General features: G+C 47.3%; 22 protein-coding genes and 1 riboswitch. Of the genes, 10 read left to right on the plus strand and 12 right to left on the minus strand.

What is annotated here, in order from left to right:
* Positions 1-37 precede the first annotated feature (37 nt).
* The gene (locus Q1B11_RS13180) at positions 38-2902 is read left to right on the plus strand and encodes a hypothetical protein (protein ID WP_299733443.1); all 2865 of its coding nucleotides are present in this window, start codon (positions 38-40) and stop codon (positions 2900-2902) included.
* 47 nt (positions 2903-2949) lie between these two features.
* Positions 2950-3609 (plus strand): pseudouridine synthase, encoded by a 660-nt coding sequence (locus Q1B11_RS13185; RefSeq protein ID WP_299733444.1) that lies wholly within the window; start codon positions 2950-2952, stop codon positions 3607-3609.
* On the opposite strand, the gene Q1B11_RS13190 is transcribed toward Q1B11_RS13185, so the two are convergent.
* Positions 3539-4351, minus strand: coding sequence for a hypothetical protein (locus Q1B11_RS13190; protein WP_299733446.1), 813 nt, complete (start codon positions 4349-4351; stop codon positions 3539-3541). The genes Q1B11_RS13185 and Q1B11_RS13190 overlap by 71 nt on opposite strands.
* A 221-nt stretch (positions 4352-4572) precedes the next feature.
* The gene (locus tag Q1B11_RS13195) at positions 4573-6162 is read right to left on the minus strand and encodes an ABC-F family ATPase (protein WP_299733448.1); all 1590 of its coding nucleotides are present in this window, start codon (positions 6160-6162) and stop codon (positions 4573-4575) included.
* A gap of 236 nt (positions 6163-6398) precedes the next feature.
* Between Q1B11_RS13195 and Q1B11_RS13200 the strand changes: the two genes are divergently transcribed.
* A complete protein-coding gene (locus Q1B11_RS13200; protein ID WP_299733450.1) occupies positions 6399-7232 on the plus strand; it encodes a putative RNA methyltransferase in 834 nt (277 codons plus the stop codon).
* Between the two features lie 193 nt (positions 7233-7425).
* Here the strand turns inward: Q1B11_RS13200 and Q1B11_RS13205 are convergent, their stop codons facing one another.
* The gene (locus Q1B11_RS13205; protein ID WP_299733452.1) at positions 7426-7848 is read right to left on the minus strand and encodes a hypothetical protein; all 423 of its coding nucleotides are present in this window, start codon (positions 7846-7848) and stop codon (positions 7426-7428) included.
* Between the two features lie 549 nt (positions 7849-8397).
* Between Q1B11_RS13205 and Q1B11_RS13210 the strand changes: the two genes are divergently transcribed.
* The 4 genes from Q1B11_RS13210 (at position 8398) to Q1B11_RS13225 (ending at position 14645) form a co-directional block, all read left to right on the plus strand.
* Entirely contained in the window at positions 8398-9723 is a 1326-nt protein-coding gene (locus tag Q1B11_RS13210) for a hypothetical protein (protein WP_299733454.1), read from the plus strand.
* 294 nt (positions 9724-10017) lie between these two features.
* Complete coding sequence (locus tag Q1B11_RS13215) at positions 10018-11415, plus strand: cation:dicarboxylase symporter family transporter (RefSeq protein WP_299733456.1); 1398 nt, start codon at positions 10018-10020, stop codon at positions 11413-11415.
* Positions 11415-12800 carry a CoA-disulfide reductase gene (locus Q1B11_RS13220; RefSeq protein ID WP_299733458.1) on the plus strand — a complete coding sequence of 462 codons (1386 nt, stop codon included), beginning with the start codon at positions 11415-11417 and terminating at the stop codon, positions 12798-12800. Before Q1B11_RS13215 ends, Q1B11_RS13220 begins: the two co-directional genes overlap by 1 nt.
* 384 nt (positions 12801-13184) lie before the next feature.
* Positions 13185-14645, plus strand: coding sequence for a DASS family sodium-coupled anion symporter (locus Q1B11_RS13225; protein WP_299733460.1), 1461 nt, complete (start codon positions 13185-13187; stop codon positions 14643-14645).
* Between the two features lie 58 nt (positions 14646-14703).
* Here the strand turns inward: Q1B11_RS13225 and Q1B11_RS13230 are convergent, their stop codons facing one another.
* From Q1B11_RS13230 to Q1B11_RS13270, 9 genes are all read right to left on the minus strand, one after another.
* On the minus strand, positions 14704-15669 hold the full coding sequence (locus Q1B11_RS13230; RefSeq protein WP_299733462.1) for an ABC transporter substrate-binding protein: 966 nt from the start codon (positions 15667-15669) through the stop codon (positions 14704-14706).
* A 3-nt stretch (positions 15670-15672) separates the two neighbouring features.
* Positions 15673-16425: an ABC transporter permease gene (locus Q1B11_RS13235; protein WP_299733464.1), complete on the minus strand. Its 753-nt coding sequence runs from the start codon at positions 16423-16425 to the stop codon at positions 15673-15675.
* Positions 16426-17220 (minus strand): ABC transporter ATP-binding protein, encoded by a 795-nt coding sequence (locus Q1B11_RS13240; protein WP_299733466.1) that lies wholly within the window; start codon positions 17218-17220, stop codon positions 16426-16428.
* A gap of 18 nt (positions 17221-17238) precedes the next feature.
* The gene (gene thiD, locus Q1B11_RS13245; protein WP_299733468.1) at positions 17239-18069 is read right to left on the minus strand and encodes a bifunctional hydroxymethylpyrimidine kinase/phosphomethylpyrimidine kinase; all 831 of its coding nucleotides are present in this window, start codon (positions 18067-18069) and stop codon (positions 17239-17241) included.
* Between the two features lie 133 nt (positions 18070-18202).
* Positions 18203-18303: riboswitch (TPP riboswitch) on the minus strand.
* Positions 18304-18357: 54 nt separating this feature from the next.
* Positions 18358-19128 (minus strand): SDR family NAD(P)-dependent oxidoreductase, encoded by a 771-nt coding sequence (locus Q1B11_RS13250; protein WP_299733470.1) that lies wholly within the window; start codon positions 19126-19128, stop codon positions 18358-18360.
* Positions 19129-19147: 19 nt separating this feature from the next.
* Positions 19148-19690: a DUF3833 domain-containing protein gene (locus Q1B11_RS13255; protein ID WP_299733471.1), complete on the minus strand. Its 543-nt coding sequence runs from the start codon at positions 19688-19690 to the stop codon at positions 19148-19150.
* A complete protein-coding gene (locus Q1B11_RS13260; RefSeq protein WP_299733473.1) occupies positions 19687-20925 on the minus strand; it encodes a cyclopropane-fatty-acyl-phospholipid synthase family protein in 1239 nt (412 codons plus the stop codon). Before Q1B11_RS13260 ends, Q1B11_RS13255 begins: the two co-directional genes overlap by 4 nt.
* Positions 20922-21773 (minus strand): DUF1365 domain-containing protein, encoded by an 852-nt coding sequence (locus tag Q1B11_RS13265; RefSeq protein ID WP_299733475.1) that lies wholly within the window; start codon positions 21771-21773, stop codon positions 20922-20924. The genes Q1B11_RS13260 and Q1B11_RS13265 overlap by 4 nt, the downstream gene beginning before the upstream one ends.
* 14 nt (positions 21774-21787) lie before the next feature.
* Positions 21788-23140: an FAD-dependent oxidoreductase gene (locus Q1B11_RS13270; protein ID WP_299733477.1), complete on the minus strand. Its 1353-nt coding sequence runs from the start codon at positions 23138-23140 to the stop codon at positions 21788-21790.
* Between the two features lie 381 nt (positions 23141-23521).
* Here Q1B11_RS13270 and Q1B11_RS13275 point away from each other — a divergent pair, with 381 nt between their 5' ends.
* The 3 genes from Q1B11_RS13275 (at position 23522) to rmuC (ending at position 26940) form a co-directional block, all read left to right on the plus strand.
* Positions 23522-24079: a sigma-70 family RNA polymerase sigma factor gene (locus Q1B11_RS13275; RefSeq protein ID WP_299733479.1), complete on the plus strand. Its 558-nt coding sequence runs from the start codon at positions 23522-23524 to the stop codon at positions 24077-24079.
* On the plus strand, positions 24076-24726 hold the full coding sequence (locus Q1B11_RS13280) for a ChrR family anti-sigma-E factor (protein ID WP_299733481.1): 651 nt from the start codon (positions 24076-24078) through the stop codon (positions 24724-24726). The genes Q1B11_RS13275 and Q1B11_RS13280 overlap by 4 nt, the downstream gene beginning before the upstream one ends.
* Before the next feature lie 279 nt (positions 24727-25005).
* Complete coding sequence (gene rmuC / locus Q1B11_RS13285) at positions 25006-26940, plus strand: DNA recombination protein RmuC (RefSeq protein ID WP_299733483.1); 1935 nt, start codon at positions 25006-25008, stop codon at positions 26938-26940.
* Positions 26941-26971 lie beyond the last annotated feature (31 nt).

The following is a 26971-nucleotide window of genomic DNA, read 5'->3' on the forward strand; positions in this document are numbered from 1 at the left end:
AATTAATTGAGATTTGTGCCAAGGGAATGGTGAAAATATGTCTGGAGTAAATGGATCTTCATACATACCGGGAAGTCAGCCTGTTACTGGTCCTGTTTATCCTGCACAGGGCAAAAACAAGGGGTTTAAGAATTACCTTCCATTATCACTAGCAAATGTTGCGCCTCATGTCGCCAAAGAAATACATGAAAGAGATATCCTGCCAGTGGCTTCTGTTTCTCAGGTCAACAAAGAACCTGTTGTAAAGTCATTGGAAAAACAGTTGATTGGACAGAAAAATTACAAAGCCAAACTGGAAGAAAAGAAGGAGATTGCCATCTCCGTTGATTCGATCAAGCAAACGATACAAACAACAGAATATGTAAAAGGTGGCCCACAAGTCACTTTCCAATATAAATGTGGAAAGACGGTTAGCGTTATTCCTCCAGACCCTGGTTTAAAGGATGTAGAATTGAATAAACTTAGGGGACTGCTAACTAAACAGATCGGTCAATTTGAAAAGAAATTCGGGCAGGATCCCAAGAAAATAGACCAAAAAATCAGTCTTGCCGAAGAGGGAATAGCGGAAACCAGTAAAAGCTTGTGCGAACATATGCCAAATTCGAAGGCTTTAGCTTATGTTCCGGAGAAGCCCTCCAGTTATTCAATTGACACTTATCTGCCTGAATGGCCAGAAGGTCATCAGATTAATGGATTCCCTTCTACAGCTCATCGAGTTGATCACTCTAGCCATAGGCCAGAAACTGATCCTGCTGAAGAGAATGGTAAGGGTGAAGTATTTAAACTGAAACCTGCTGAAAACCGTGCAGTTATCGAGAAGCCTGTTCAACCTACGGTTACCTCTGGGCAGGTGCTGGAACGCAACAAAGACCAAGAAGACGCACTGGCAGCTCAAAGCCAGAAAGTGGATGCTGCTCTAGCAGAGCTGACCACTCAACTGCAGGATGTTGGTAAAGACAGTGCTGTTACTCCAAAGGCAAATAATAATTGGCATAAAGACGCATCTGTTCTCGGTGCCATTGCTGATTTGGGCGATGTAATTGAACAGTTTAATGTTGCAAACCAGGCATCAACAACACTCCCAGAGCCTGACGTCACAACCAGTAATAGAAATGTGCAGGATTCAGCAGCGAATTCTGCCAACAATAATACGAATAAACTTGATCAAGGCGATGAAACACTACCTCCACCCCCATCACCTTTTGTATTTCTAAATACTTCAAAAGAAAATAGCGAGCATTTGGTTGATTTCTCTGATCTGCCTCCACCGCCTTCTTTTTTAGAGGGAATCGAGAACAGTGAGGCTCGGATGGAACAGCCGAATCCGGCTCCGTTACCTCAGGTGTCTGGGGAAGCTGGAAATGCAGAGTTTGATTGGCCTCTTCCACCGCCACCTCAGGGGAGTAGTGGTAAGGAGAATAACCCACTGATCAACAATGATTTGCCGCTCCCGCCACCACCGACGGAGATCGTTGATAATACTATTCAAAAAGACGCACAAAAACCGGTTAAAGTTGATCCTGCACGAGAAAATGTTAAACAAGGTTTAGCGCCAGATAAAAAAACAGACGTTGAGCGCAAGGAGCAGGTGAGAAACTCAGAGGCAAAGCCATTTAAACCTACAGTGTATGTGAAGCCAGAACCTCAGATTAAAACCGTCTCAGAACCAGCTCGTCCTCCCGGGTTTAGATCTTTTAATTTTTCTGGAAAAAAACAGAAGGCTGAAAGCAGGACTGACAATACCACCGCAACCTCCCTGAAAAAAGAAAGCAAAGACAGTGTTCAAAATAACGCGTTTCTAAAATCAGAGAGCTTGGCTACTAAGGGATTTATCAACTTAGGCAATACTTGCTTTGCTAACAGCGGCCTCAAGGCTCTGATCTATGGCTACCCTGATTCTTTTTTCGCAACGCTCGACTCTTTAACTCTTGACGAGAGTCGTGACCCTATTCGCAAAGCACTCTTGAATCTACGTCACAGCCTTTTGTCAGAGGGCAATCTAACACCGAACAACACAGCTCAGGCATATCAGGAGCCATTGAAGGCCTTGTTTGGTGCGTGTTTTGATTACGGAATAAAAAAGGATAGTCAGACTTTTAAGTTTATTTTTCCCAAAGATCCAAGAATAGAGGGAAATGCCATCATTCAACATGATGTTACTGAGTTCATTAATGAACTTATGGATGTGTTGCAGATCAACGAAAACTATACTGGCTCCATTCTCTCAACAGCGATAATGCATCATATATCCGCTGGAGATGATGTGAATGTTTCAACACCAGTAGGCTCGCCAGATATTGATAATATTCTTAAAATTCCACTTAAGGAAGGTCAGTATCTTTCGCTTCAGACGCTCATTACAAATAAACAAAATAATCGTTCTGAGCTTGATCTTGGAAATAGCATACCCTCTGAGCGCTGGGAGGCGGCAAACTATCAAAAAGGAAATTATCAGGCTTTAGAATCTTGGATCGAGCGTAGGGGAATAGAATCACTGAAAGGAGAGACTTCAGATCAGCTCTTTGTGGATGTAAAAACGTTTAATATATTACCGGTTCAGCTTATGTCCTATGCAGCAGGTAGCGGAGGCGCTGAAGGTCAATCAAGAAAACTGATTCGAGAAACAGAGGCTCTTAAAGCGGAACTCGACCGACCATTAACTATTTCTGTGATTGATAAAAAGTCGAGACAAGAAAAAACAATCACACTGCGTTTAAAAAGCTTCTGTTTGCACATTGGTGGTTCAGATGGTGGACATTATACTGCTGCTGTCAATCATGCAAAAGCTGGCGAAAAAGACCAGTGGTGGCTTCATAATGACCAAACCGTAGATAAAATTGAATCGTTACCTACAGTGGATGGACAACCTTATCTGTTATTCTATGAGAAGGTCAGCGAATAGCACATTCCCCAGATGACTCTCTTCCCATCATCCCTGATAATTCAGGGATGAAAGAAGTATATATTGTCCCCGATTGCCATGAACCCTTAACTGAACTTTATCGTGACGATCATATTGTCGTGGTAAACAAGCCGTCAGGCTTACTCAGTGTGCCAGGGAAACCGCCAAATGACCGTGACAGCGCCTTGTCGCGGCTTCAGAAAATCAATCCTGAAACGCGAGTGGTTCATCGTCTGGATATGTCCACATCGGGTTTAATGGTGTTTGCTCTGAATATTGAAAGTCATCGTGCGCTCAGTATTCAATTTCAGAACCGCGAAGTAGAAAAAGAATACATCGCCGATGTATGGGGAACGCTGGCGTCTCCAGAAGGCAGTGTGGATCTTCCACTTCGTTGTGACTGGCCAAATCGGCCTAAACAGATGGTGGATTTTGAATTGGGAAAGCCATCTCTAACGCACTTCCATTTTCTGGAAAGTAAAAGTGATGATATCCACCGGGTTTTGCTAAAACCGGTTACCGGGAGGTCTCACCAGCTCAGAGTGCATATGGCGGAAATTGGACACCCAATCATTGGGTGTGAGTTTTATGCGCACCCTGCAGCAAGATATGCCAGTGAAAGATTGCATTTACACGCTAGCCGTCTTTTGGTTTATCACCCATCGACACTTGAGAGGATGGGCTTTGTTGCGCAGGTGTCGTTTTAGGGGAGGTTATTTTGTTTGAGCCTCCCGAGGTATGAGATGCTATGGAGGCGCTTTCCTCACTACCTTTGTCTCTTGGTTTGTGTAGGCAAGAAAATAGATTAGAGAATGCCCCAAACTTTTTCTTGGGCAGCTTTTCTGTTTCATTAATCAAAGTTTGAGAGCCACTAAAGGGCGTACCCTCGTTATCTTTTATTGCCCGAGCTTTAGAGTCAAAGGAACCATGAGGCGAGTGAGTCGGCGTTGGTATATTTGCTTCATACTTTGATGTGCTAGAAGAAGAAATTTCTTTTACAAATTCTTGTAACTCAAATGCACGTTCAGGCGGCGCTTCTTTCACCTTGTGTGAGCTTTTAAATGGGTTGCCGAGGTGGAAAAAAGAGGTTTTTTTAGGTGTCTTTTCTGATGTGGAGTTTTTAGGTGTATCTAGGCGATTATCGTCACTAGCTACTGATGCCCTTGACGATAAGTGAGTTTGAGTAGAATTGCCATTTAAGCTGTAACTATCAGGCTCTCTATTGTGTTTTTTGAGACTGTTAAAGAAGTTTGCGATATCTGCAGGTTTGCAGTCTCTACGAAAAATACAATAGTAGGCGACGCCTCCAATAACGCAACCAACAACCGCACCAACAGGCCCACCAACGGCAGCCCCTGCAGCAGTTGTCAGGGCAAAGGCTGTAACTCCAGCTGGCACTGCACTGAGTATGGCGATACCGACAGATTTGGCAACATCTCTGCCGCTCACTCTTCCTTTGCAACATTGGTCTTCAGAAGATTTTGGCGCTAAGCCAGGTAGAGAGTCAGGGGGGGTGCTAGCATTAGGAGCAAGGGATGGTAGAGACATTTGGGCAACCTATAAAAGATATAAAGCAATAAACTCAATGATATAGTGAGGATATAAAGTGCTTTTCGCCCATCTCTGACAGGAAACTTGGCGAGCAAGTTCCCTGTTTTTCTCAAAATATTTTATTCAACACCCTGACTACGCAGATAATCATCATAGGTACCATGGAAATCCACAACACCAGAGTCTTTTATCTCGATGATGCGGGTTGCCAGAGAAGATACAAACTGACGATCGTGAGAAACAAACAACAGCGTGCCGGAATAATTTTCCAACGCAAGGTTGAGAGATTCGATGGATTCCATATCCATGTGGTTAGTCGGCTCATCCATCAGCAGAATATTTGGACGCTGTTGTATAAGTTTGCCAAACAACATACGACCCTGTTCTCCACCGGAAATCACCTTCACGGATTTTTTCAGATCACTCTGTGAAAACAACATCCGACCGAGTACGCCACGAATTACCTGCTCATCGTCGCCTTCGTTCATCCACTGGCTCATCCAGTCGAACAGATTCATATCCAATTCAAAGTCAGAACTGTGATTCTGGGCGTAGTAACCAATGTTGGCGTTTTCTGACCACTGGAACTCACCGGAACGCGGCGCCATTTTACCCGCCAACGTGTGCAGCAACGTCGTTTTACCGATACCGTTCTGACCGATAATGGCAATACGTTCGCCCACTTCCACCATTAGATTTACGTTTTTAAACAGATCATCTTCATAACCCTGGCTCATCTTCTCGACGACCAGCGCATTCCGGAACAGTTTCTTTTCCTGCTCAAAGCGGATGAACGGGTTCTGGCGGCTGGAAGGCTTGATTTCAGCCAGCTGAATTTTATCGATCTGCTTGGCGCGGGAAGTCGCCTGTCGTGCCTTGGAAGCGTTGGCCGAGAAACGGCTGACGAATGACTGCAGTTCGGCAATTTGAGCTTTCTTACGGGCGTTATCTGCCTGCATGCGCTCACGAGCCTGAGTCGCCGCGGTCATGTACTCATCGTAGTTGCCCGGCATGATTTGCAGCTTGCCGTAGTCCAGATCCGCCATGTGCGTACACACACTGTTCAGGAAGTGACGGTCGTGGGAAATGATGATCATGGTGCAATCGCGCTGCTTGAGAATATCTTCCAGCCAGCGGATGGCATTGATGTCCAGGTTGTTGGTCGGTTCGTCCAGCAACATAATGTCTGGATCAGCAAACAGTACCTGAGCCAGCAATACGCGCAGTTTCCAGCCCGGAGCAACCGCGCTCATCAGGCCGTAATGCTGATCGATAGGAATATCCAGGCCCAGCAGCAGTTCACCGGCACGGGCTTCGGCAGAATACCCGTCCATTTCGCCAAACTGAACTTCCAGATCCGCAACGCGCATGCCTTCTTCTTCAGTCATATCGGCTTTGGCATAAATGGCGTCGCGTTCTGCTTTCACTTTCCACAGTTCAGCGTGACCCATAATGACGGTGTCGATGACGGTGTATTCTTCGTAGGCCCACTGATCCTGGCTCAGCTTCGCTATGCGCTCGTTGGAGTCTTTATTGACGTTACCGGAAGACGCTTCCAATTCGCCGCCCAGAATCTTCATAAAGGTTGATTTACCACAACCATTGGCACCAATAAGTCCGTAACGATTGCCTTCGCCAAACTTGACGGAGATATCCTCAAAGAGGGGTTTGTCACCGAACTGCATGGTGATATTAGCTGTTGAAATCAATTTGGTGTCCTGTGCTGAGTATTTTAAAAGTAAAGCGGCGCAGACTACCTTGGCTACGGCCTCCAGCCAATAGGTAATTGGCTTTTTCTTTATGCTATTTTAGAAATGATTGTCCGGAAATCACTATCGACCAGCTTTGCAAAAATATCAATTCAGTGTGAAAGAGCTGTAGACCTGATATTGATTATCATCCGGATCGGGTTACACTGCGGATTTATTGTACATCATCTAACCCAATGCCGATTCAGCTGTGTTGCCCTATTTGTCATGAAAGCCTCGCCACTACACCTTCTGGTGTTTGTTGCCCTGGTAGTCATCAATTTGATCGCGCCCGTCAGGGGTATCTGAATCTTTTACCCAGTCATAAAAAGAAAAGTAAGCAGCCGGGTGATGATAACGACATGGTGGCAGCCCGCGCCCGGTTTTTAAGCAAAGGGCATTATCAGCCGGTTGTGAATAAATTGGTTGAACTCATTCACCATGTTGGTGGTCATGTTGATGGCGAGAGAATTCGAATTCTTGATGCCGGATGTGGGGAAGGATTCTACACCACAGAAATTCAACAAAAGGTGTCAGGCAGCGATGTGTGTGGCGTTGATATTTCCAAGCCCGCTATTTTATCGGCCTGTCGTCGCAGTAAAGATATTGAGTGGCTGGTGGCCAGTGTCAGTCAGCTACCTCTTATGGGTAACCAGTTTGATGTGATCATCTCAGTGTTCTCCCGAACCGACTGGCAAGAGTTTGCCCGGCTGCTGAAACCCGGTGGACATGTTTTGATGGTGACGCCTGGTCAGCACCATTTGCTGGCACTCAGGCAGCTAATTTATCAGGATGTCCGACCCTACCCGGAAGATAAGCGGGTGCAGGATTTACCTGAAAACCTGTCGTTGGTGAACAGTGAAGAGGTTAAAGAGCGTATGATGCTGGAAGGCGCAGAAACCATTATGGATCTGCTTACCATGACGCCCCATTACTGGCATGTAAAACCAGAACAGAAAGAGGCGCTTGAACAGCTGACAAGTCTCGAATGTGAGCTGGAGATGCGTGTTTCGGTATTACAAAAGAGGTGACTTTCCGAGTCACCTTTATCATTTTTCTATAGAGCGCTTAGGAACTGTCCCTGAATAACTTCACTGCTCAGAGAAGCGTTTTCCGTTTACCGTAAAAGCACAAGCAGCAAGGCTTTTACGGACAACGGACAACGGACAACGGATAACGGATAAGGCTTCTGGTTAAATGTGGAAGTTATTTTGTGACAGTTCCTTAGTGAGACTGCTTAAGCCTTTTAGCATAAAGAATCGTGTTGTACCCGGCGGTGGCAATACTGTTGCCGGCAACAAAAAAGAAAATAACAAGAATGACGTTCAGTACAGAGAAGTCGGTTAGCAGCCCGGTTAAGCGAACAAACCCTTCAAAAAAGAACAGGTAGATACCAAAGACGTAAGGTATATGGCTGAGAAGCCCTGACATCAGACGTCTTGCGCCTTTGTCCAGCCCGGTCATGATCCCAATAGAAAGCAATGAGCCCGCCAGTAAAACGATTGGAGCAACACTACTGCCTTTAAGAGTCAGCTGAATAATTGCAAGTGTTAGAACAACTGCCAGTAAAACATCTGATTTAAGTGCGAGCAGTGCAAAAAGATCGCGTTCACTTTTTTCAGCACCGCTGATAATGGCATGAGACATGATACACCCCCTATCCAGAGCCCCTATCCAGAGTAGGCTGAGGCCATGGCTCAGTTATATCACCAGTAAAGATGCGTAAAGTTGATGTAAGGCAGTATTTTTGCCTGCATCTGACTTATTTACATTTCTATCTGACGTAAGTAGGTAATACTTTGTAATCGGATATTTTGTTCATTTGACCAGGAAACAGTTCAAACCTTTGGTAGCCAAGCCTTAAGTCAGTATAAATCGCAATATTTATGCTCCGAAAAATAGTCGAAAGCAAACTATCACCTACTTAGGATTATTGTTGTAATTAATTACCCGAATAGAAATGCGATAAGTATCTCGGAAAATGTCTAAGGCTTTCAGATATATAAAGAAGAGCGAAAGCTATAGCATTGTTAAGCCACCAAGCAGTGCTAGTGGTTTTTGAATGACTTCTGAACTCAATTCCATATGTTTTCATATAAACTCAGTCTGCTATAGCTTTAAAATCTATTGCGATGGCTGATGACCTATAACAATTTATATCTTCCAGATAACGTGTTGTCATTTAGGTAAGCAGTTATGGGGATCTTTTCAGCTGTGGGTTCATGCTTGGCGTCATTAAGCTCTGACTCTTGGGGCAGTGTTATTGATAAGGCTGGTAAAAAAGGTGGTTTATCAAGCCTACAGGCGTCGACTGAGTCTGAGTCGGGCTCCTATCATTCTCGAAAAGTAAAAAGCCATCATTTCAGCAAGCCTTTTATTCAGGTAGGCAATTGGATAGCAAACCATCTGAATCCTCGTTCATTATTTGTGGAGAAGGGAACCCACAAGATAAAACATAATGATGATGAAGTAAGAACATTTATACCGAGAGGTACTCCTTCACCCTTATCAGCTGTTCTCTCGTTCGATAACCCACCACTGGTAGAGGCTCAACGAGTAGAGTTGGTTAACCCTGAGCCTGTGAAACAAGCCTCTGAGCCTGTCGGAAATAAACAAAGCAGTATTGATTTAAAGTTAACTGAGACGATGGCGTGTTGGGTAATAAAGGTTTTGTGCCTGAATACCGCTGGAGTTAAAGGCGATCCTGCAATTGCGGAGTTTCTGGAATCAAATAATGAAGAAGTGATTGATGCCTTGAGAGCAAAAGTAGACGAACGTCTTTGTGAAAAAACAGAGAAATATCTTGATGCTATAGACAAGGCTGGAAAGCTTATTAAGCAAAGATTGGTGGATATGAGGCCACTTTTCAAAGAGAAACTTGAGCTTAGTTCTGAGAATCAGGCATTAGAAAAACAACTGTCCAAGTATATTGGAGGGAACACTTTTTCAGTTGATAACCTCGAATCAGGCTGCGACTCTGGAGTCACCTCTTCACCGGAAGAGGTGAAAAAAACATTGAAGGGTGAGATGACTCGTGAGCAAGCGTGGGATAATTATCGGGCTGCGCTAGCCACTATGTCCAGAGTAATGTTAGCAGAGTTCAGACTGCAGCAACCTGATGAAGTGATTGAGCTATCCAGGACTATAACTGATAGGCAACAGGTGTTTACTGGATTTCTCGAACAGGCAAGTGATGCGAGTATGGCTCAGGTAGAACACGCCAGAGATGATTTGTTCAGGTTTGAAGAAGCGGTTCTAAAGGCTGAGGAAGCATCATTCAGAGCAAAAAACCGACCTTTTTTATTGGGTTTAAGAGCTCAACTAATTGATACTTTAAGCAGTCATAAGCGTTTGTTTGAAGAAGTGGTAGCTTTAAAAGAGTTGAATTTAGCGCTTCATGATCAGCTTGAGGCAATGGAGCGAAAGCATATAGGATTAATTTATCATCTCCCCTTTGATTATGGTCAAACGTATACAGGTATAGATAGTTTTGGTGACGAGATTAGCTTTACACTGCTATAACGCCTCTTAAGGACATATATTATTACTTAAATTGATGTTTTTAAATAAAAAAGTTCTAAAAAACAGGGTGTTATAGGGCTATGCAAATATCGTTTGCTGATCGATAATAGCTCTCATTCAAAGCAGAAGAGTTTGCTCTGCTGACCCATGCGGAACTTTAGTAGTATGTTTTCGATCTCAATGTCTAATTGCTGTTGTTATAGAACCGCTTGATTTGATGCCTGCAGGGCATTGTTCGCTACACGTCAACTCTAATTGAACCGATAAAACCTTTAATAACAGGGAATTAGTGCCATGTCTTTTGCTGTGCTGGTCAATATTTCAATTATGGTGGGGCTACTTTATGTTCTATACCATTTTCAAAAAACGTATATGCCGTTTACCCGGCGGGTTTTTATTGCTCTGGGCATGGGCGTTGCCTACGGCGCCTGCCTTCAGGTCTTTTATGGTTTCCCTTCTGAAACCCTGACGGAGTCCATCGGTTGGTTCAACATCATTGGCAATGGTTATGTTGGCCTGCTGAAAATGATTGTGGTGCCATTGGTGATGGTGTCGGTAATCTCCGCCATATTAAAACTTAAAGGTGCTGGCGCTCTTGGGCGAATCAGTGGCTGGATTCTGGCGCTGTTGATGATCACGGTTTCTATTGCCGCCGTCATTGGTATCGTTGCTGCGCTCGGCTTTGGTTTGAGTGCCGAAGCGATTACCACCGGTGCCAGAGAAGCGGCGCGGGGTGAACAGCTTCTGACAACTGTCGCCCGTGTAGAGAACCTGTCTATCCCGGGTATGCTGGTCAGCCTGATCCCTGCAAACCCATTCCTTGATATGACCGGTGCGCGCAGCACTTCGATTATTGGTGTGGTCATTTTCTCTGCTTTTATTGGTGTTGCCGCGCTTGGCCTGCATCGAAAGGAAGCAGTGATCGCTGGAAAATTTGAGAGCTTTGTTGAAGTTGCACATGCCATTGTCATGCGCATAGTGACGCTGGTTTTACGACTAACGCCGTTTGGCATCCTTGCGTTGATGACCAAAGTCGTCGCGGGCAGTAACTTCTCTGACATTCTGCAACTGATCCAATTTGTTATTGCTTCATATACTGCACTGATCGCTGTTTTCGTCGTGCATTTGATTATGGTCACCATGGTAGGTGCCAGCCCGGTGCAGTTTATTCGCAAGATTTTACCAGCCCTGACCTTTGCATTTACCTCCCGAAGCAGTGCGGGCACGATGCCACTGACCATTCAGACACTAACCCAGCGTTTAGGTGTCTCTGAAGGTGTATCCAACTTTGCCGCTTCATTCGGCACGACAATTGGCCAGAATGGCTGTGCCGGTATTTATCCTGCCATGTTGGCGGTGATGATTGCGCCAACGGTGGGTGTGGATCCAACCAGCTTCAGCTTTATTGGTACTTTGATTGTCACCATTGCCATTGGTTCATTCGGTGTTGCTGGTGTTGGCGGTGGTGCTACCTTTGCGGCGCTGATCGTTCTATCTGCCCTTGGCCTTCCTGTTGAACTGGCTGGCTTGCTGATTTCCATCGAACCTCTGATTGATATGGGTCGTACCGCAGTCAACGTCAGTGGTGCCATTACCACCGGTTTTGTGGGTGGTCGTGCCATGGGTGAGGTGAATATGGACACCTTCAACAGTAACGATTCCCCTGAACTGGATATGGATACCGTCTCCTGATGTCTGTCCTCAATCAATCCGGCGATTCTGAAGCGCTCAGAATCGTCATCATCGGTGGCGAGGCAGCGGGCATGAGTGCCGCTGCCAAAGCTCGCCGTGCGGCTAAAAATGCAACGATTGTCGTTTTTGAACAATCGGATGTTATTTCCTTCGGCGCCTGTGGCTTGCCTTACTATGTGGGCGACTTTTTTTCCGATGCCAAAGAGATGTCGGAGTTTACCCCTGAGCAGTTCGCTGCCCGGGGAGTGGATGTTCGCATACGACATCAGGTCCTTAACATCGATACAGATCAGCAAGTGGTTCACGCCAAAAATCTGGAAACCGGTGAAACCATTGAACAACCTTATGATCAGCTGATGATTGCTACGGGCGCTGAACCCATTGTTCCACCGGTTACAGGGCTTGCTGAATCACTAAAGAATGGTCGCACCTTCTGCGTTAAAACCATGAATGATGGTTTGCGATTGAAGGAAATCGTTTCCAGCCCGGAAATCAAAGACGTTGTTGTGATCGGTGCTGGCTACATCGGCCTGGAAATGGCGGAAGCGTTGATTAGGCAGAAGAAAACAGTACGCCTCATCGAAAATGCGCCTCTGCCACTGGCAGCCACATTTGATAGCGAAGTGGCTGAGCTGGTAATGGATGCGTTAACTGCTGATGATGTGCGATGTCACTGGCAAGAATTAGTTCGTGCCGTCTCAGAAACAGATAATAAACGACTGCAGATAAATACTGACAAAGGTGAATATTCTGCAGACTTGATTGTGCTCTGTACCGGTGTGAAACCTAACACCCGTTTCATTCAGAGCCTTGATCTGGAGTTTATGCCCAATGGCGCCATTGTTACCGACAGTCAGGGCAGAACCCGAATCCCCAATATCTTTGCTGCAGGTGATTGCGCCACCGTGGTTCACGGTCAGCTGAATAAACCAGTCTGGATTCCACTGGCAACTTACGCCAATAAAATGGGTCGTTTGATTGGCGAAGTGATGGCGGGTTCTGATAAAACATTCCCGGGCGCTTACGGTGCAGCTTGTGTCAAAGTGCTTGGTCTCGAAGCGGGCAGAGTGGGGCTGAGCGAGAAAGAAGCGCTGGAAGCGAATCTCGATTATCAGACAGTGGTCATTAAGGATAAAGATCACACGAACTATTATCCGGGTCAGTCCGACATTCTGGTGAAGCTGGTGTACGAGACAGGCAGTAAAAAACTGCTGGGCGGTCAGATTGCCGGTGGTCGTGGTGCCGTGCTGCGAGTGGATGCCATCGCGGCAGCCATCAAAGGTGGGTTGACTACAGAAGATCTGGGCATGATGGACTTCTGCTATGCGCCACCATTTTCCCGCACTTGGGATGCACTCAATGTGGCAGGAAATATAGCCCGATAAATTAAGTGCTTTTGAAAACCCGTAATGGCCTGTTGTTAGGGTCTGTTGACGTTTCGTTGCGAGGCTCAGTGACTCAGAAAAAAGTCCACCGCGCGAAAGGCTTGTGAAGTGCGTAGTTATTCTACGTCGAGCAAGCCTGACAAAGCGGTGGGCATTTTTCTGAGTCACCCGAAGGGCGGATCAGGGCGCCCCTATGTCGTTGTTCCAGCGCCTTGAAAGGCAATGAGCATTCCTGCGGCACTGCGCCTAGCCATAGGAGCGCCCTGATCCGCTGAGCACGCAACGAAACGTCAACAGACCCTAAAGAAGCATTGATCTGAATCAATATTCATTCATATTGAAATATCAGAAAATGTGCGTATAAACCGCAACAGGCTTACGGTGATGACTAAAAATAACACAGCATTTAAACGACACTCCCCTGGGGCGCTTTATTGGCTCTCTCTCTTTGTCGGACCATTGGTTCTACTGCTCACTATTGTGCTGCCAGCCCCCGAAGGTATGGAAACCCATGCCTGGTATATGGTTGGCGTAGCGACCATGATGGCAATCTGGTGGGTTTCCGAAGTGGTGCCGATTCCGGTGACTTCTCTGTTACCCATACTGCTTATCCCATTGCTGGGTATTGCCAGCATCAAGCAAGTGACAGCCCCTTACGCTCACCCAACCATCTACCTCTTCTTTGGTGGTTTTATGTTGGGTATGGCTATGGAACGCTGGAATCTGCATAAACGAATAGCGTTGCATATTATGTTACGCACCGGTGTTCGGCCGGATCGCCAGATTGCTGGCTTTATGATTGCTACTGCTTTTTTGAGCATGTGGGTATCCAACACCGCAACCAGCGTGATGATGTTGCCGATCGGTATTTCTGTGGCATCCATGGTCTCTGGCAGTGATGAAAAAGAGAATACAGACTTCAGTAAAGCGCTGTTGTTGGCCATTGCGTACAGTGCAAGTATTGGTGGCTTGGCGACGTTGATTGGTACGCCGCCTAACGCGCTATTGGCTGCGTTCCTGTCCGAGAATTACAACATGGAAGTGGGCTTTGCCCAATGGATGATGGTGGGTTTACCCATGAGCTTGCTCATGCTGGTGGTTGCCTGGTTCTGGTTGACGCGTTTTGGTTTTAAACTCTCAAAAGAAGAAAACCCGGAAGCACGAAACGTCATCGGCAAGCAGCTGAAAGATCTTGGCGCCATGAGCCGGGGTGAGAAAACCGTTGCCATTATTTTTACGGTAACTGCCCTTTGCTGGATTTTCCGACCCTTCCTGAAAGATTACATTCCCGGTCTTTCTGACACGATCATTGCCATCGCCGCAACCATCAGCTTATTTGTGATTCCGGTGAAAAATGATGAGCGCGTTTATGTTATGTCCTGGGAAAAAGCCCGGGAAATCCCCTGGGGCGTATTGATGCTCTTTGGTGGTGGTTTAACGCTGGCAGCCCAAATCAAAAGCACGGGGCTGGCAACGTGGGTGGCGGATGCCATGAGTATCGCCAATGGCATGCCGGTACTGTTGGTGGTGGCGTTTGTGGTCACGGTTATCACCTTCCTCACAGAGCTGACCAGCAATACGGCAACTGCAGCAGGCTTTCTGCCGCTGATGGGAGCCCTGGGCGTTACCTTGGGTATTGATCCGGTTCTACTGGCTGCACCGGCCGCACTGGCTTGTAGCTTTGCGTTTATGATGCCCGTGGCAACACCGCCAAACGCTGTCGTCTTTGGTTCTGGCAAATTGGCCATTACCGATATGATGAAAGCTGGCTTTGCTCTGAACATTATGGGAATTTTGTTAGTAACCTTTGTGGGTTACTTCTTGATTGGCGCTTTCCTGCTTTAAAAAAAGCCCATCAGAAATCTGATGGGCTTTTCTTTTTTAGGTTAGGTGCTTTGAATGCTTACAGCTCAAGCATAAACGTTCTGGCATCTACTTTATCTTTTAGCTCACCTTTGCTTTGCAAGAAGTCAGCAAACGCCTGATAGCGACCCACGTCTTTAGCCGCTGGCCTCAGATCAAATCGTGAAATCGTATCAAACCACGCACGACGATTCAGTTCGTTATTCAGCTTTTCAGGGCTGTAATCCCGGAAGATTTCCCAAGACTTATCCGGGTTATTCACGATGTATTGGGTGCCCAGTTCGATAGCGCGAAGAAAACGACGGATAGCGTCTTTATTGTGCTTCTTGCTGTTGGCAATAAAGATCAGCTCATCGTAAGGAGGAATGTTGTTTTCCTCGTAGTAGAACATGCGGCCTTTCTCGCCTTCGATCGCCAGCTGGTTCAGTTCAAAGTTACGGTAAGCGCCCATAATGGCATCCACACGGCCGCTCATTAAAGAAGACGACAGATTCCAACCAACGTTCACCAGTTTTACATCTTTCGACGTGAAGCCATAAGGTTCAAACAGGGTATCCAGAATGGCGTTTTCGATACCACCAATGTTCAGACCAATGGTTTTGCCTTTCATATCTTTCAGGGATTTTACCGGGCTTTCATCCAGAACCAGCAAACCATCCAGCGGCGTAGCAACCAGCGTACCTGCCCAAGCCAAAGGCAAGCCATTAGCAACACCGTGAATCAGGCTTGGCTGATAATAAACGGCTAAATCTACATCTCCCGCAGCAACCAGTTTTGGTGGCAGGTTTGGGTCTGCAGGTTCCTGGATTTTTACCTCAAGCCCCTGATCTTTAAAGTAACCGTTTTGCTGGGCAATGATGATCGGGCCGTGGTCCGGGTTTACGAACCATTCCAGCATCAGAGTCAGTTCTTCAGGCTTTTTTTCTGTTTGCTCACTGGCCTGCACATTCACTGCAAATATCAGCGACAGCGCAAAAAGGAAACAGTGTTTTACGGTTTTTTTCATTATTTACTCCTGTGACGTTTCTGGTTTCCATGGAATGAGGCGACGTAAGAGTTTATCCGTCGTGTAATAAAGAGTGACTGAACAAAAGGCGAGTACGGCAAGGGCGGCAAACATCTGGTCGACCCACAGTCGTGCATTGGCCTGCAGCATCAAATAACCAAGACCAGCACTGGACCCTACCCACTCGCCAACCACCGCACCAATAGGCGCTACCACCACAGCAACCCGAAGACCGGAAGCCAGAGCCGGTAATGCTGCAGGCCAGCGAATGGTTCTGAGAATGGCAAAACGGCTACCGCCCATGGTTTGCGCCATATCCAGCCAGCCTTGATGCGTATGGCGCAGGCCGTCATAACAGCAGGTAGCAACGGGGAAGAATATTACCAGAATGGTCATAACGACTTTCGATGTCAGACCATAACCAAACCAGAGCATCAGAATCGGTGCCAGGGCAAAAACGGGAATGGCCTGAGTGATCAACAGTGGTGGCAGTAACCAGGGCCTGAGCACTGCGAAGTAAACCAGCATCAGAGCCAGGGCGATGCCCAACAATACACCCAGCAAAAGACCCAGCAGCATTTCACTGAGAGTGACCAGGGAGTGTTCCCAAAGCAGGCCGGCGTTCTCCGCCATGCTCTTGGCCACTTCCCAGGGGCCGGGCAGAATGTAGCTGGGCATATCAAATCCAGCGACCAGCCCGTGCCATAATGCCAGCATGGCGATAAAGACAATAAAAGGTTTAATGCTGTTATTCATTTATACAGAGTCTCCCTCTGAAAACGACTCATGTCGTAAACGATCCAGCAATGTGCCCTGAAGTGACATCAGTTCATGGTTATCCAACGAACGTGGCGTGGTGCCGGAAGGGACAATGGCATCGGTTAATCGGGCAGGGTGACCACGAAGGTGATAAACCGCATGACCAAGACGAAGCGCCTCCAGCGGATCATGAGTGATTAATAGCACGGTGCGATTTGCCAATAACTCGCAGGCAAGGTCTTGAAGATTCAGGCGGGTAATGGCATCCAGTGCGCCGAAAGGTTCGTCCATTAATACTAACGGGCGGTTTTCCATCAGTGTTCGGGCAAGAGCCGCTCTCTGCCTTTGGCCGCCAGAAAGGTGTTGTGGCAGCACATCGGCTTTATCAGAAAGACCGACTTTCTCCAGAATGGACATGGCTTGATCGGTAGTTTCACCCGATAACAGCGGCCGACGCTTCAGTCGATCTCCCCAAGTTCTTCTCAAGCGCTGCCCAAGGGTGATGTTTTCCAATACCGTAAACCAGGGCAGCAATAAATCTTCCTGAGACATCCAGGCAATACGATGGTTTACCGGAAAGCCATCTTCGCATATGACTTCACCACTCACATCAGCGCGGCTGTTGTCATTGCCGCTTAATCCTGCGATCAGGCGCAGCAGGCTGGTTTTACCGACGCCGCTGCCGCCGAGCAGGCAAGTCCATTTTCCACCTTGCATGGTCAGGTTGAGATTTTCAAAAACGAGATGATCGCCAAATCTCAGGCTGGCATTTTTTACGATAACGTCAAACATGGGCCTGCCGGGGTTTCCTTAACTGTTTTGCCAGGTACGGTAAAAATGATGAACCGGACCATGGCCTTCTTCTGGCTTTCCAGCTATGTGCAACTGGTTCGCATGGGCAATGGCTTCAGAAATATATTCTTTACCTTTATAAACGGCATCTGTCAGAGAAAAGCCTTTCGCCAGTAATGCGGTGATAGCAGACGACAATGTGCATCCAGTGCCGTGGGTGTTGCGGGTATAAATCCATGCAGATTCAAGCGCATGAAGCTCTTTGCCATCGTGGAACAGATCAATGGCTTTGCCTTCGCTGCCAATCAAGTGTCCGCCTTTCAACAATACGGCACTGGCGCCCAGCTTCATTAAAGGCTCGACCATGGCCTTCATGTCATCGATAGATTCAGGTCGTGGGCAGTTTAATAAAACAGCAGCTTCCGGCAGGTTAGGAGTAATGAGACTGGCTTTGGGAATCAACTTGCTTTTCAGGGTAGCGATAGCGCTTTCCTGCAGCAGCACGTCGCCGCTGGTGGCTACCATAACGGGGTCAACGACAAGATGCTGAATGGAGTAATCAGTGATCGCCTGGGCAACCGCATCAATCACTTCAGGTTGGCTGAGCATGCCAACTTTGACCGCCGACACGGGTAAGTCGGACAATACAGAATCTAACTGTTGTCGTACAAAGGCAGGCGTGACGTCAAAGATACCCTGTACCCCCAGGGTATTCTGGGCAGTCAGTGCAGTAATTACGGAACAGCCATAGGCACCAAGGGCTGAAAAGGCTTTCAGGTCAGCCTGAATACCGGCGCCGCCGCCACTGTCAGAACCGGCGATGGTTAACGCGATGGGTGTAGAAGGCATACGCCCGGAACTCCATTATGTGTCCGAGCTGGCGGGATTTCAGCGGGTTTCAGATTGCCACGTTTTCGGTTGAGCAAATATTGATGGATCTTGTACTTGTTAAACGAGCACCTAAATCCATTTGCTCTCAGGCAGTAAAAGCCCGTTGGTTTCCTACGCCAGCATTATCTGGTTCAGGTTCTATGGGTTTTTCTCAGCTTTTCGACGCATCGTAAAGCACCCCAACCAACGGCAGAGAGTCTATGGGGTTTGATTGCCAGTGTCCAGCTTCATAAAGTGGCACAAGCGTTAGCGCACTTTCCGGGCGATAGGGAAGTACAGTGCGTAAGGCAGGTGTCTGAGAGTGCCCATAATGGCAGCAAAGATTCGCGGGAATCGAATTTCAAATCGCTTGCTTGCCAAGCCTTTGATGATAATGCTGGCTGCTTCATCAGAGTCTATAAGGAAGGGCATTGGGAATGTGTTTTTATCCGTTAGAGGCGTTTTTACAAAACCGGGGTTGATCACTTTGAAATGGATGCCATGATCAGAAAGTTCTGAGTGCAGTGATTCAGCCATATTGATTAACGCTGCTTTCGTTGCGCCATAACCTGCTGCTTTAGGTAGACCACGATAACCGGCTAGAGACGCGTTAATAGCGATTAGACCTTGGCCTCTCTGTATCATGTCCGGCAGCAGCGCTTCGATACAATAGCTGGTGCCCATGATGTTCAACTCAACCTGTTGTCGTACATCGTGGCTATTGAAGCTTTCAGCTGGGATCGGAATGTAGGTTCCTGCATTCAAAATGGCCTGATCAATGCGACCATGATCTTCCATCATTTTTTCAACGATTCCGTTGACCACACTTTGATCGGTAATGTCCAGCGGATAGGCAAGGATCTGACCGGGCAGATTCTTTGATTTATCCACCAGATTAGCAAGGTGCTCATGATTTCGGGCACTGGCCAGCACCGTCATTCCCTGTTTTGCCATGGCAAGCGCCAGTGCTTCTCCAATTCCCTGACTGGCGCCGGTAATCCATACGACAACCGGCTTGGTTTTATGGTCTTGTGTCATAAATAAATTCCAGCGCCCGTTATTGTTTTTCGAATGACACTGTCAATGTGCCAAGTTTAATTCCCCACTTGCTCATGGTGGCAATGTTGATCAGTACACCGTCGTCTTGTAGATACATCCAGTCATCTAAGGTAACTACCCATTCTCGACCATCAATAGGCAGGCGTAATTTGTATTTAAAATTAAAAGCATTGCCAGCGCCACGGCCAATGGCTTTGCCGACAATATCTCCAGCCCGACCTTCGTAGCGGCCATCACCGAGAATATCAATTTCCCAAATGCGGTCAGAGGTCGTGCCGTCGGAGTAAATAAATTCTTCGTTCAGGGTGAGTTTATTGTTGCTGATCTCGCCATTCATCAATACTTTAAAGCGTGTTTTCACATTGCCAAAACGATCTTGAAACATGCCCCATGCAACGGTTTCACCTTCAAAGTAATCTTCAATGAGCAGTGGGGGTTCGCTTCCTGCAAAATCTTCTATGTCCACAGTGGTGCATCCTGTTAAAAGTCCAATAAAAGAAAACAATAAAAACGCTTTTGTGAAATATTTGATCAGCTTCATAAACCAGCCTCCTCCAGTGGACGAGTCAGTTTGTACAGACAGACGTCGATGCTTTTAAACTGGAAGCCGGTTTCACAATACGCCAGATAAAACTCCCACATTCGTTTAAAGCGCTCGTCAAATCCCAAAGGCTCAATGGATGGCCAGGCTGCCAGAAAGCGTTGTTTCCACTCATCCAGAGTACGGCCATAATCCTGACCAAACGACAATCGATCCATAATCTGCAGGCCGGCATTAGCACTTTGTTGTTCAATGATGCTGTCCGTCGGCAACATACCGCCGGGGAAAATATAACGCTGAATAAAATCCACACCACTGCGGTATTCCTCGAACCGACTGTCGTCAATCAGAATGGCCTGAATAACTGCAGTGCCACCGGGTTTGAGGCTGTTGTAGAGTTTGTTGAAGTAGATTGGCCAGTGTTCTTCGCCCACCGCCTCGATCATTTCAATGGAAACGATATGATCAAACTGACCTTCAATATCCCGGTAATCCGTCAGGCTGAAATGTTGTGATGGGTGGCTTGAAGCCTCTTGAGCGTAGGCAAGTTGTTCTGTGGAGAGGGTAACGCCCTGATAATGGCCATGATATCCACGATGTCGTTCCCCAATAGACTGGGCAAAGCCACCCCAGCCGCAGCCAATCTCTAACACGGATTGATCATCTTTGAGCTGCAGCCAATTAAGAATCTGGTTGTATTTATTATGTTGGGCGGTTTCCAGTGAGTCATCTTTATCAAGGTATAGTGCGCTGGAATAGGTCATTGAGTCATCGAGCCACTGGCGATAGAAGTCATTCCCCAGATCATAGTGCGCAGCAATATTGCGACGGCTGCCCGCTTTACTGTTGCGGCGCAGCTTGTGCAGAAGTCGGTTAAATAAACGGCTGAAAAGGCTGGACGACAATAGTTGTTCAAGCGGCTGTTCATTGTGCATGGCCCAGTCTGTTAATGCTTTTAGATCCGGGGTGCTCCAGTCTCCGTTTAAGTAAGCCTCTGCCCAACCCAATAAACCATTGCTGCTTTGGCGGATTAAGCTCATGGGTTGATGAATGTGAAGCGTTGGCAGAGGGATGCCAGATTTGCGTTCGCCAATCTCAAAGGATGTACGACCATCGAATTGAATCGAAATCTGTGAAATGCCCGCCTTGCTGAGTTTGTTTTCCAGCCAGGAGAAAGCAGATCGAAATGCCGGGCGTTGTGTGTTGGTGATATTAGTAGAGCTCGTCGGATTCATAGTTTCCTCTCTTCTATTGCTCGGCTATTGGGTGCTCGGCTATTGATTGCGCGGCTATTAGTAGCTCTGGTGTGGCTAAAAAAGTAACCCCTTGGGTTATGTTTAAAAATGGATATGCCTTTAATCCATAAACGCAATGCTTCCCAATGAATGGCAGCCACTACTTTGATGGTCTGCATTGGTAAAAGCAGCATTTGTTTTACGATGAAACGGTCGCTGATGCGGTGATGTAAACCGGTAAAAACGGCAGTGAATAGCTTTCCTGCGTCGTTGTTTAGCGTAATACCCAGAGCAACCTTCTCGCCGGGTGGTTTTACCCGAAAGTGGTAATAGCAGTTCATGGGGAAAAAGGGAGAAACATGCAGTTGTTTATCGGCACGGTGACGTACGGCAAATTGCTGGTTTAGTTCATTAGATAGGTTGCTCTGCGCTTTATTATCCACAGAAGCAACGTAGGCATGACGTTCTTTAAAGGTGTTGCTGACTTCATAAACAATAGCCGTCAGTTGTTCGTTACTGTAGCAAAAGTAAACAGCCAGTGGGTTAAAGGTATAACCCATAATTCGGGGATAGCAGAGCAACCTGACCGTGTCGGGCGAGTCAATGCCATGCTGTTGTAATAGCCGACTGACTTGTGTTTTCAGTGGAAGGTCAGAACCATCGCCATAATCACCATCATAAAAAGAGACAGCATTAAACCGATTTCTGGAAAAGAATCGCTGGGAGTCAGCCAATTCATCCAGTTCATTCAGGTCAATTAGCCAGGAAGCCACACGATATGAGAATCGGTGCTTCTTTGGCTTTAACCGGTTATGCATCAGCTCACCGGTATAGACAGAAGAGTGCATGATCAGAGCTCCTGTTAAGCCGGTTGAGCTGGTTGAACTTCAGAGCTCTGATGTAAAAAGCCAGGAATATGCAATCGGTCATTTTCCCCTTTCACCTGCCACGGACGACGAATGCCGCCCAGACTTTCGGCAACGGCAAGACCGGACTGAAGGCCGTCTTCGTGAAAGCCGTAACCCATCCAGGCGCCGCAATACCATGTGCGGTTTCTACCTTGAAGTTCCCATATCCGGCGCTGGGCTTCAAGAGCTTCCAGATTAAAAACCGGGTGGTCATAAAGATAGCAACCATGAATTTTATCGGTATCTGGTTCTTTGGCAGGGTTGAGTGTGACGAACAGATTTTGTCCTTCTAAATGCTGCAAACGGTTCATCCAATAGGTGACCGATGGTCCGGTATCGCCGTCAGCATCCTTGGGAGAACTGAGGTAATTCCAGCTCGCCCAGGCGTTTTTGGAAACCGGCATCAGCTTTTCATCGCTGTGTAGCAGGGCTTTGTTGCGTTGGAAAGAAAAACCGCCGAGCAGGTGTTGCTCTAATTCGTCCGGGTCTGACAACAGCTCCAGAGTTGTATCTGCATGGGAAGCCATAACGACATGATCGAAAATCCACTCTTTACCTTTGATATCGGTAAGGCGAACTTCATTGGAATAGCGTTTGATTTTGCGGATACATCGATTGGTTAATGCATCTTCACCCAGCTCTTTAATGATGGTTTGAACGTATTCACGGCTGCCGCCCTGAACGGTTTGCCATTGAGGGCGATCACTCAGCTGCAACAGGCCGTGATTCATGCAGAAACGGAGAAAGGCTAATGCTGGATAATCCAGCATTTTGTCCGCCGGCGTCGACCAGATGGCCGCGCCCATGGGAATCAAATGATCTTGGATAAAGCGCTGACTAAAGCGTTCGCGATGAAGCAGTTGCCCCAACGTTAGATTGGCATCAATGGTTTCAAGCCATTGTCCGCTGTTACGGTAAAAGCGCAGAATATCTGCGATCATCAACCAGAAGCCGGGTTTGATCAGGTTCTTTTTCTGGGCAAAAAGGCCATTGAGATCTGTGCCGGCGTATTCCGTAGAACCGTTGCCCAGAGAAACGCCAAAAGACATCTCGGTGGGTACATAAGGTATTTGAAGATGCTTAAAAAAAGCGGTCAGGTTCGGATAGGTTCTTTCATTAAAGACAATAAAGCCGGTATCCACCGGCACGGGATTTTCAGCCCCTACAGTGACAGTGTGACTGTGACCACCAAAGCGATCATCTTTCTCGAACAGTGTTACCCGATGTTGCTTTGAAAGAAGCCAGGCGCAGGAAAGACCACTGATTCCGGAGCCGACAACGGCGATGTTCATTCCTTTCTCGGACACAAAAAGCTCCTTGTTATTGGTTATGCCAATTCTGTTTTGTGGCATTACGAAAGAAAAAACAGATTGGATCATAAGTGATTGATTTATGGTTTTACTTTTCGAAAAGACGAGTGCTCTTAAAAGGTTCGCTTCTATCTAGTGCAGCCAAGCGTTTTAAGGCATCCATCCCCGTTCATCCTGAGCGGAGTCGAAGGATTAAAGCACCACACTTCGACTCCGCTCAGTGCGAACGGTATGGGTATTAACGCTTCCTAGCACTAGGTAATTAGGTTTAGTGATCTGGTTATCAAAAAAGATCCCTTTTCCAACCTTCTACGTATATCCTGTAACATCAAAGAAAATATAAAAACTATGGTACATCTCAGGCTTGTTGATAACTCTATGGATTTAGAATCTGATCAGGTAAGTCAGACGCAGGACTTCAGGCAGATGCTTGTGGATCTTGCGAAGCATCAAGATAAATTATTGTTTATGCAGTTGTACGATTACTTTTCTCCCCGCATCAAAAGCTTTCTTGTAAAGAAAGGTGCCTCTGCTGAGCTGGCAGAGGAGTTGGTGCAGGAAACCATGCTCACCGTCTGGAAAAAAGCGGCCAGCTATGATCCGGAGAAGGCCACGGCATCCACCTGGTTGTTCAGGATTGCCAGAAACCTTTGGATTGATCGTCTGCGTAAAGAAAAGCCAGATTTGTTATCGCCATTAAGTGTGTATCCGGAAACTGGCTACACCCCAAATATGGATGTTTGTGATTCCGGAAAAATCAAAAGTGCGCTGGATTCCCTGCCATTGCAGCAGGCTCAGCTGGTTTATAAAGTCTATTACGAAGGAAAAACCCACAGGGAAATTGCTGACGACATGGGTATGCCCATTGGCAGCGTGAAGTCAGGTTTGCGCCTGGCATTTGATAAATTGCGGTTTCGCATGGGAGGTGAATCATGAGCTGCAACCACCACCCGGACCTGAGCACATTGCTTAATTATGGTGCCGGCAGTCTTTCCGATGCGTTGGCCATGGTCGTCGCCTGTCATCTTGAGTCATGTGAACATTGCCGTCATACGGTGACGGAAGCTGAGAATATTGGCATGGCATTGCTAAAGGAAGTGTCTGCTGATGACATGTCCAGAAATGCCAGAGATAACATGCTGGCCATGTTGGATGATCATGCCATTGAGCCACCGCAAGTTGTGATTGAAACGCCACAGAAAGAAGGTGATATCCCTACTCAACTTCGCCCGTTGATTGGCCAATGGTTTGCCGATTTGAAATGGAGCCGGGTGGCACCGGGCTTGAAGCAATTCATATTGCCCGCTTCCGACGGAAAACTCAGGCTGCTCAACATTGCTCCCGGCACGTTCATGCCTGCGCATGGGCACTCGGGCTCCGAACTTACGCTGGTGCTAAAAGGTTCCTACAGCGATGAACTGGGCCGTTTTCGAGCGGGCGACGTGGCGGACGTTGATCCGGACGTCACCCACCAACCGGTGGCAGACACCCATGAAGGCTGTATTTGCCTCATTGCTACCGATGCGCCTTTGCGGTTTAAAGGCTTGGTTCCCCGCCTCCTTCAGCCTTTCTTCCAGCTGTAATACCAATGGCGTTTTTAAATTGTGGAACGAGCAAGTTATTTTGGGCGACTGGTCAAGGCGAAGAGACGAGTCATAGCCGTAGCTATGGCGAGGAACTTCAACGCAGATCCAGCCGGTCAAAATAGCTGCGCAGCCCATAATTTAAAAACAGAATTGGTATAACCCCTTCCTGGCAGGTTAATTGCAGAATTTTCTGCAGTTGACCTGAACTTTTTTCTCAGGGAATCTGTCTTAGTTTCAGGTATAACTGTTTGGTCAACTTCCCAGAGAGAGTTCTACATGACGTTTACTGCTCTTGTTGCAGTGGCTGCATCCTCATTATTGTCCTTTGCCGTGGCTTGGGTGGTGTGTCGTCAGAGCCAGCAAAGTGAACATACACACATGCATCGTGATAACGAGAGCCTGCAGGTTCAGGTGTCTCAGTTGTCCGATCAAAATATTTCACTGCAAGCGGCGCTGGATGAAAGCCAGTCAAAGCGTCTTAGCGAAACGACAAATTTGAATGAACAGGTTAATCAGCACCAACTGAAAGCCGGTCGCCTTGAAGCGATTCTGATCAGCGAGCGCAAACGGGAAGCTGAAAAAAGCCGTGACCTTCAGGAGCGTTCGAAAGAATTGTCTCAGGAAAGGGCAGAGCGAAATCAGGCAGAGCAACGGGTGCGTGAGCTGGAAACCCGCCTGGAAGAACAGCAGGCGCAAAATCAGAAGGCGTTGATGCAACTGCAGGAAAACAAAGAAGCCCTGAAGCAGGAATTCAAACACCTGGCTCATGAAATTTTTGAGGCCAGAGGCAAAGTATTCTCCGATCAGCATCAACAACAACTCAGCGCGTTGCTGACACCGTTCAAAGAACAGCTCGGCGACTTCCGTAATAAAGTGGAAGCCGCTCATAAAGAAGACAGCGCAGGCCGTGCAGCGTTGAAACAGCAGCTGGAAACCATGCACCAGCTCAATCGCCAAATGACCGATGAAGCTCAGAACCTTGCCAAAGCCTTGAAGGGCGATAAAAAGCTGCAGGGTAACTGGGGTGAAATGCAGGTTGAAACCATTCTGGAAAGCAGTGGTTTGGTGAAAGGGCAGGAATACGAACGGGAACCGAATTTCAAAGATGACGAGGGGCAAAATAAGCGCCCGGACTTCATCGTTCGCCTGCCGGAAGGAAAGCACCTGATTATCGATTCCAAGGTGTCGCTGGTGGATTACATGGCTTATGTGAATGCGGAGAGCGACAAAGACCGTGACGCAGCCATGGCGCGCCACATTCAAAGCATTCGTAACCATATCAATAGCCTGAACCAGAAAGACTACCCGAGCCTGCCAGAAATCAAAACGCCCGATTTTGTCTTTATGTTCATGCCCATTGAGCCGGCGTTTATCTCAGCTTTCCAGTACGATCAGCAGCTATTTAACGAAGCATTTGAAAAACGTATTGTTGTGGTGACACCCACCACATTGTTGGCGACCTTGAGAACCGTTGCCAATCTTTGGACCATTGAACGACAAAATGCCAATGCCCGTAAGCTGGCGGATAAAGGTCGTCAGGTGTACGACAAGTTGCGTATCTTCGTTGAAAAAATGGAGAAACTGGACTCTCAACTGGGCAATGCCCGTACTACCTACGATGAAGCCATGAGCACGTTGAAACACGGTCGTGGGAATTTGATTGCTCAGGCGGATCAATTCCTCGCCCTGGGTGTTCGAGTGAAAAAAGAGTTACCCGCAAAAACATTGGAAACAGCGGATCTTGGCACCGGTGAAATAGACGCTTTGTTAAAGGTGGAAGCAGAAGCTGAACAACCTGAAACGTCTTCCGTTGAGGCTGCTGCACCAGATCTGCAAGAAGACAAGGTGGCACCGACTTCAGAAGCTGATATGGCAAAGGCTGAGGAAGCCGAAGCCGAAGCAGTAGAAGAGACTATCGACGAACCGGTAGTCGACGTAGAAAGTAAATTGTCCAAAGGTACGAGTGAACCAGAGCCTGTAGCGGTAGATCAAGATCTGCAGGAAGCGTCAGAGTCTCTGCCTCAGGAATCTAAGCCTGAAGAAACAATCAATGAACTACCGGATTTTGCAGAGATCGAAACCCGCCTGGAAATGCTGAACACCGAACTGCCAGCTCTGGAAGATGAACTCGCCAGATTAGAGCAGGAATACCCTGAGGCAACCTCCACTTTTTCTGAAGAAAACTACCGATCAGAAGACGGTAACCCTTAGGCGGGCGGGTGAAATAGCGTATTTATCCCCA

Source organism: uncultured Endozoicomonas sp., from assembly GCF_947495845.1.
GTDB lineage: Bacteria > Pseudomonadota > Gammaproteobacteria > Pseudomonadales > Endozoicomonadaceae > Endozoicomonas.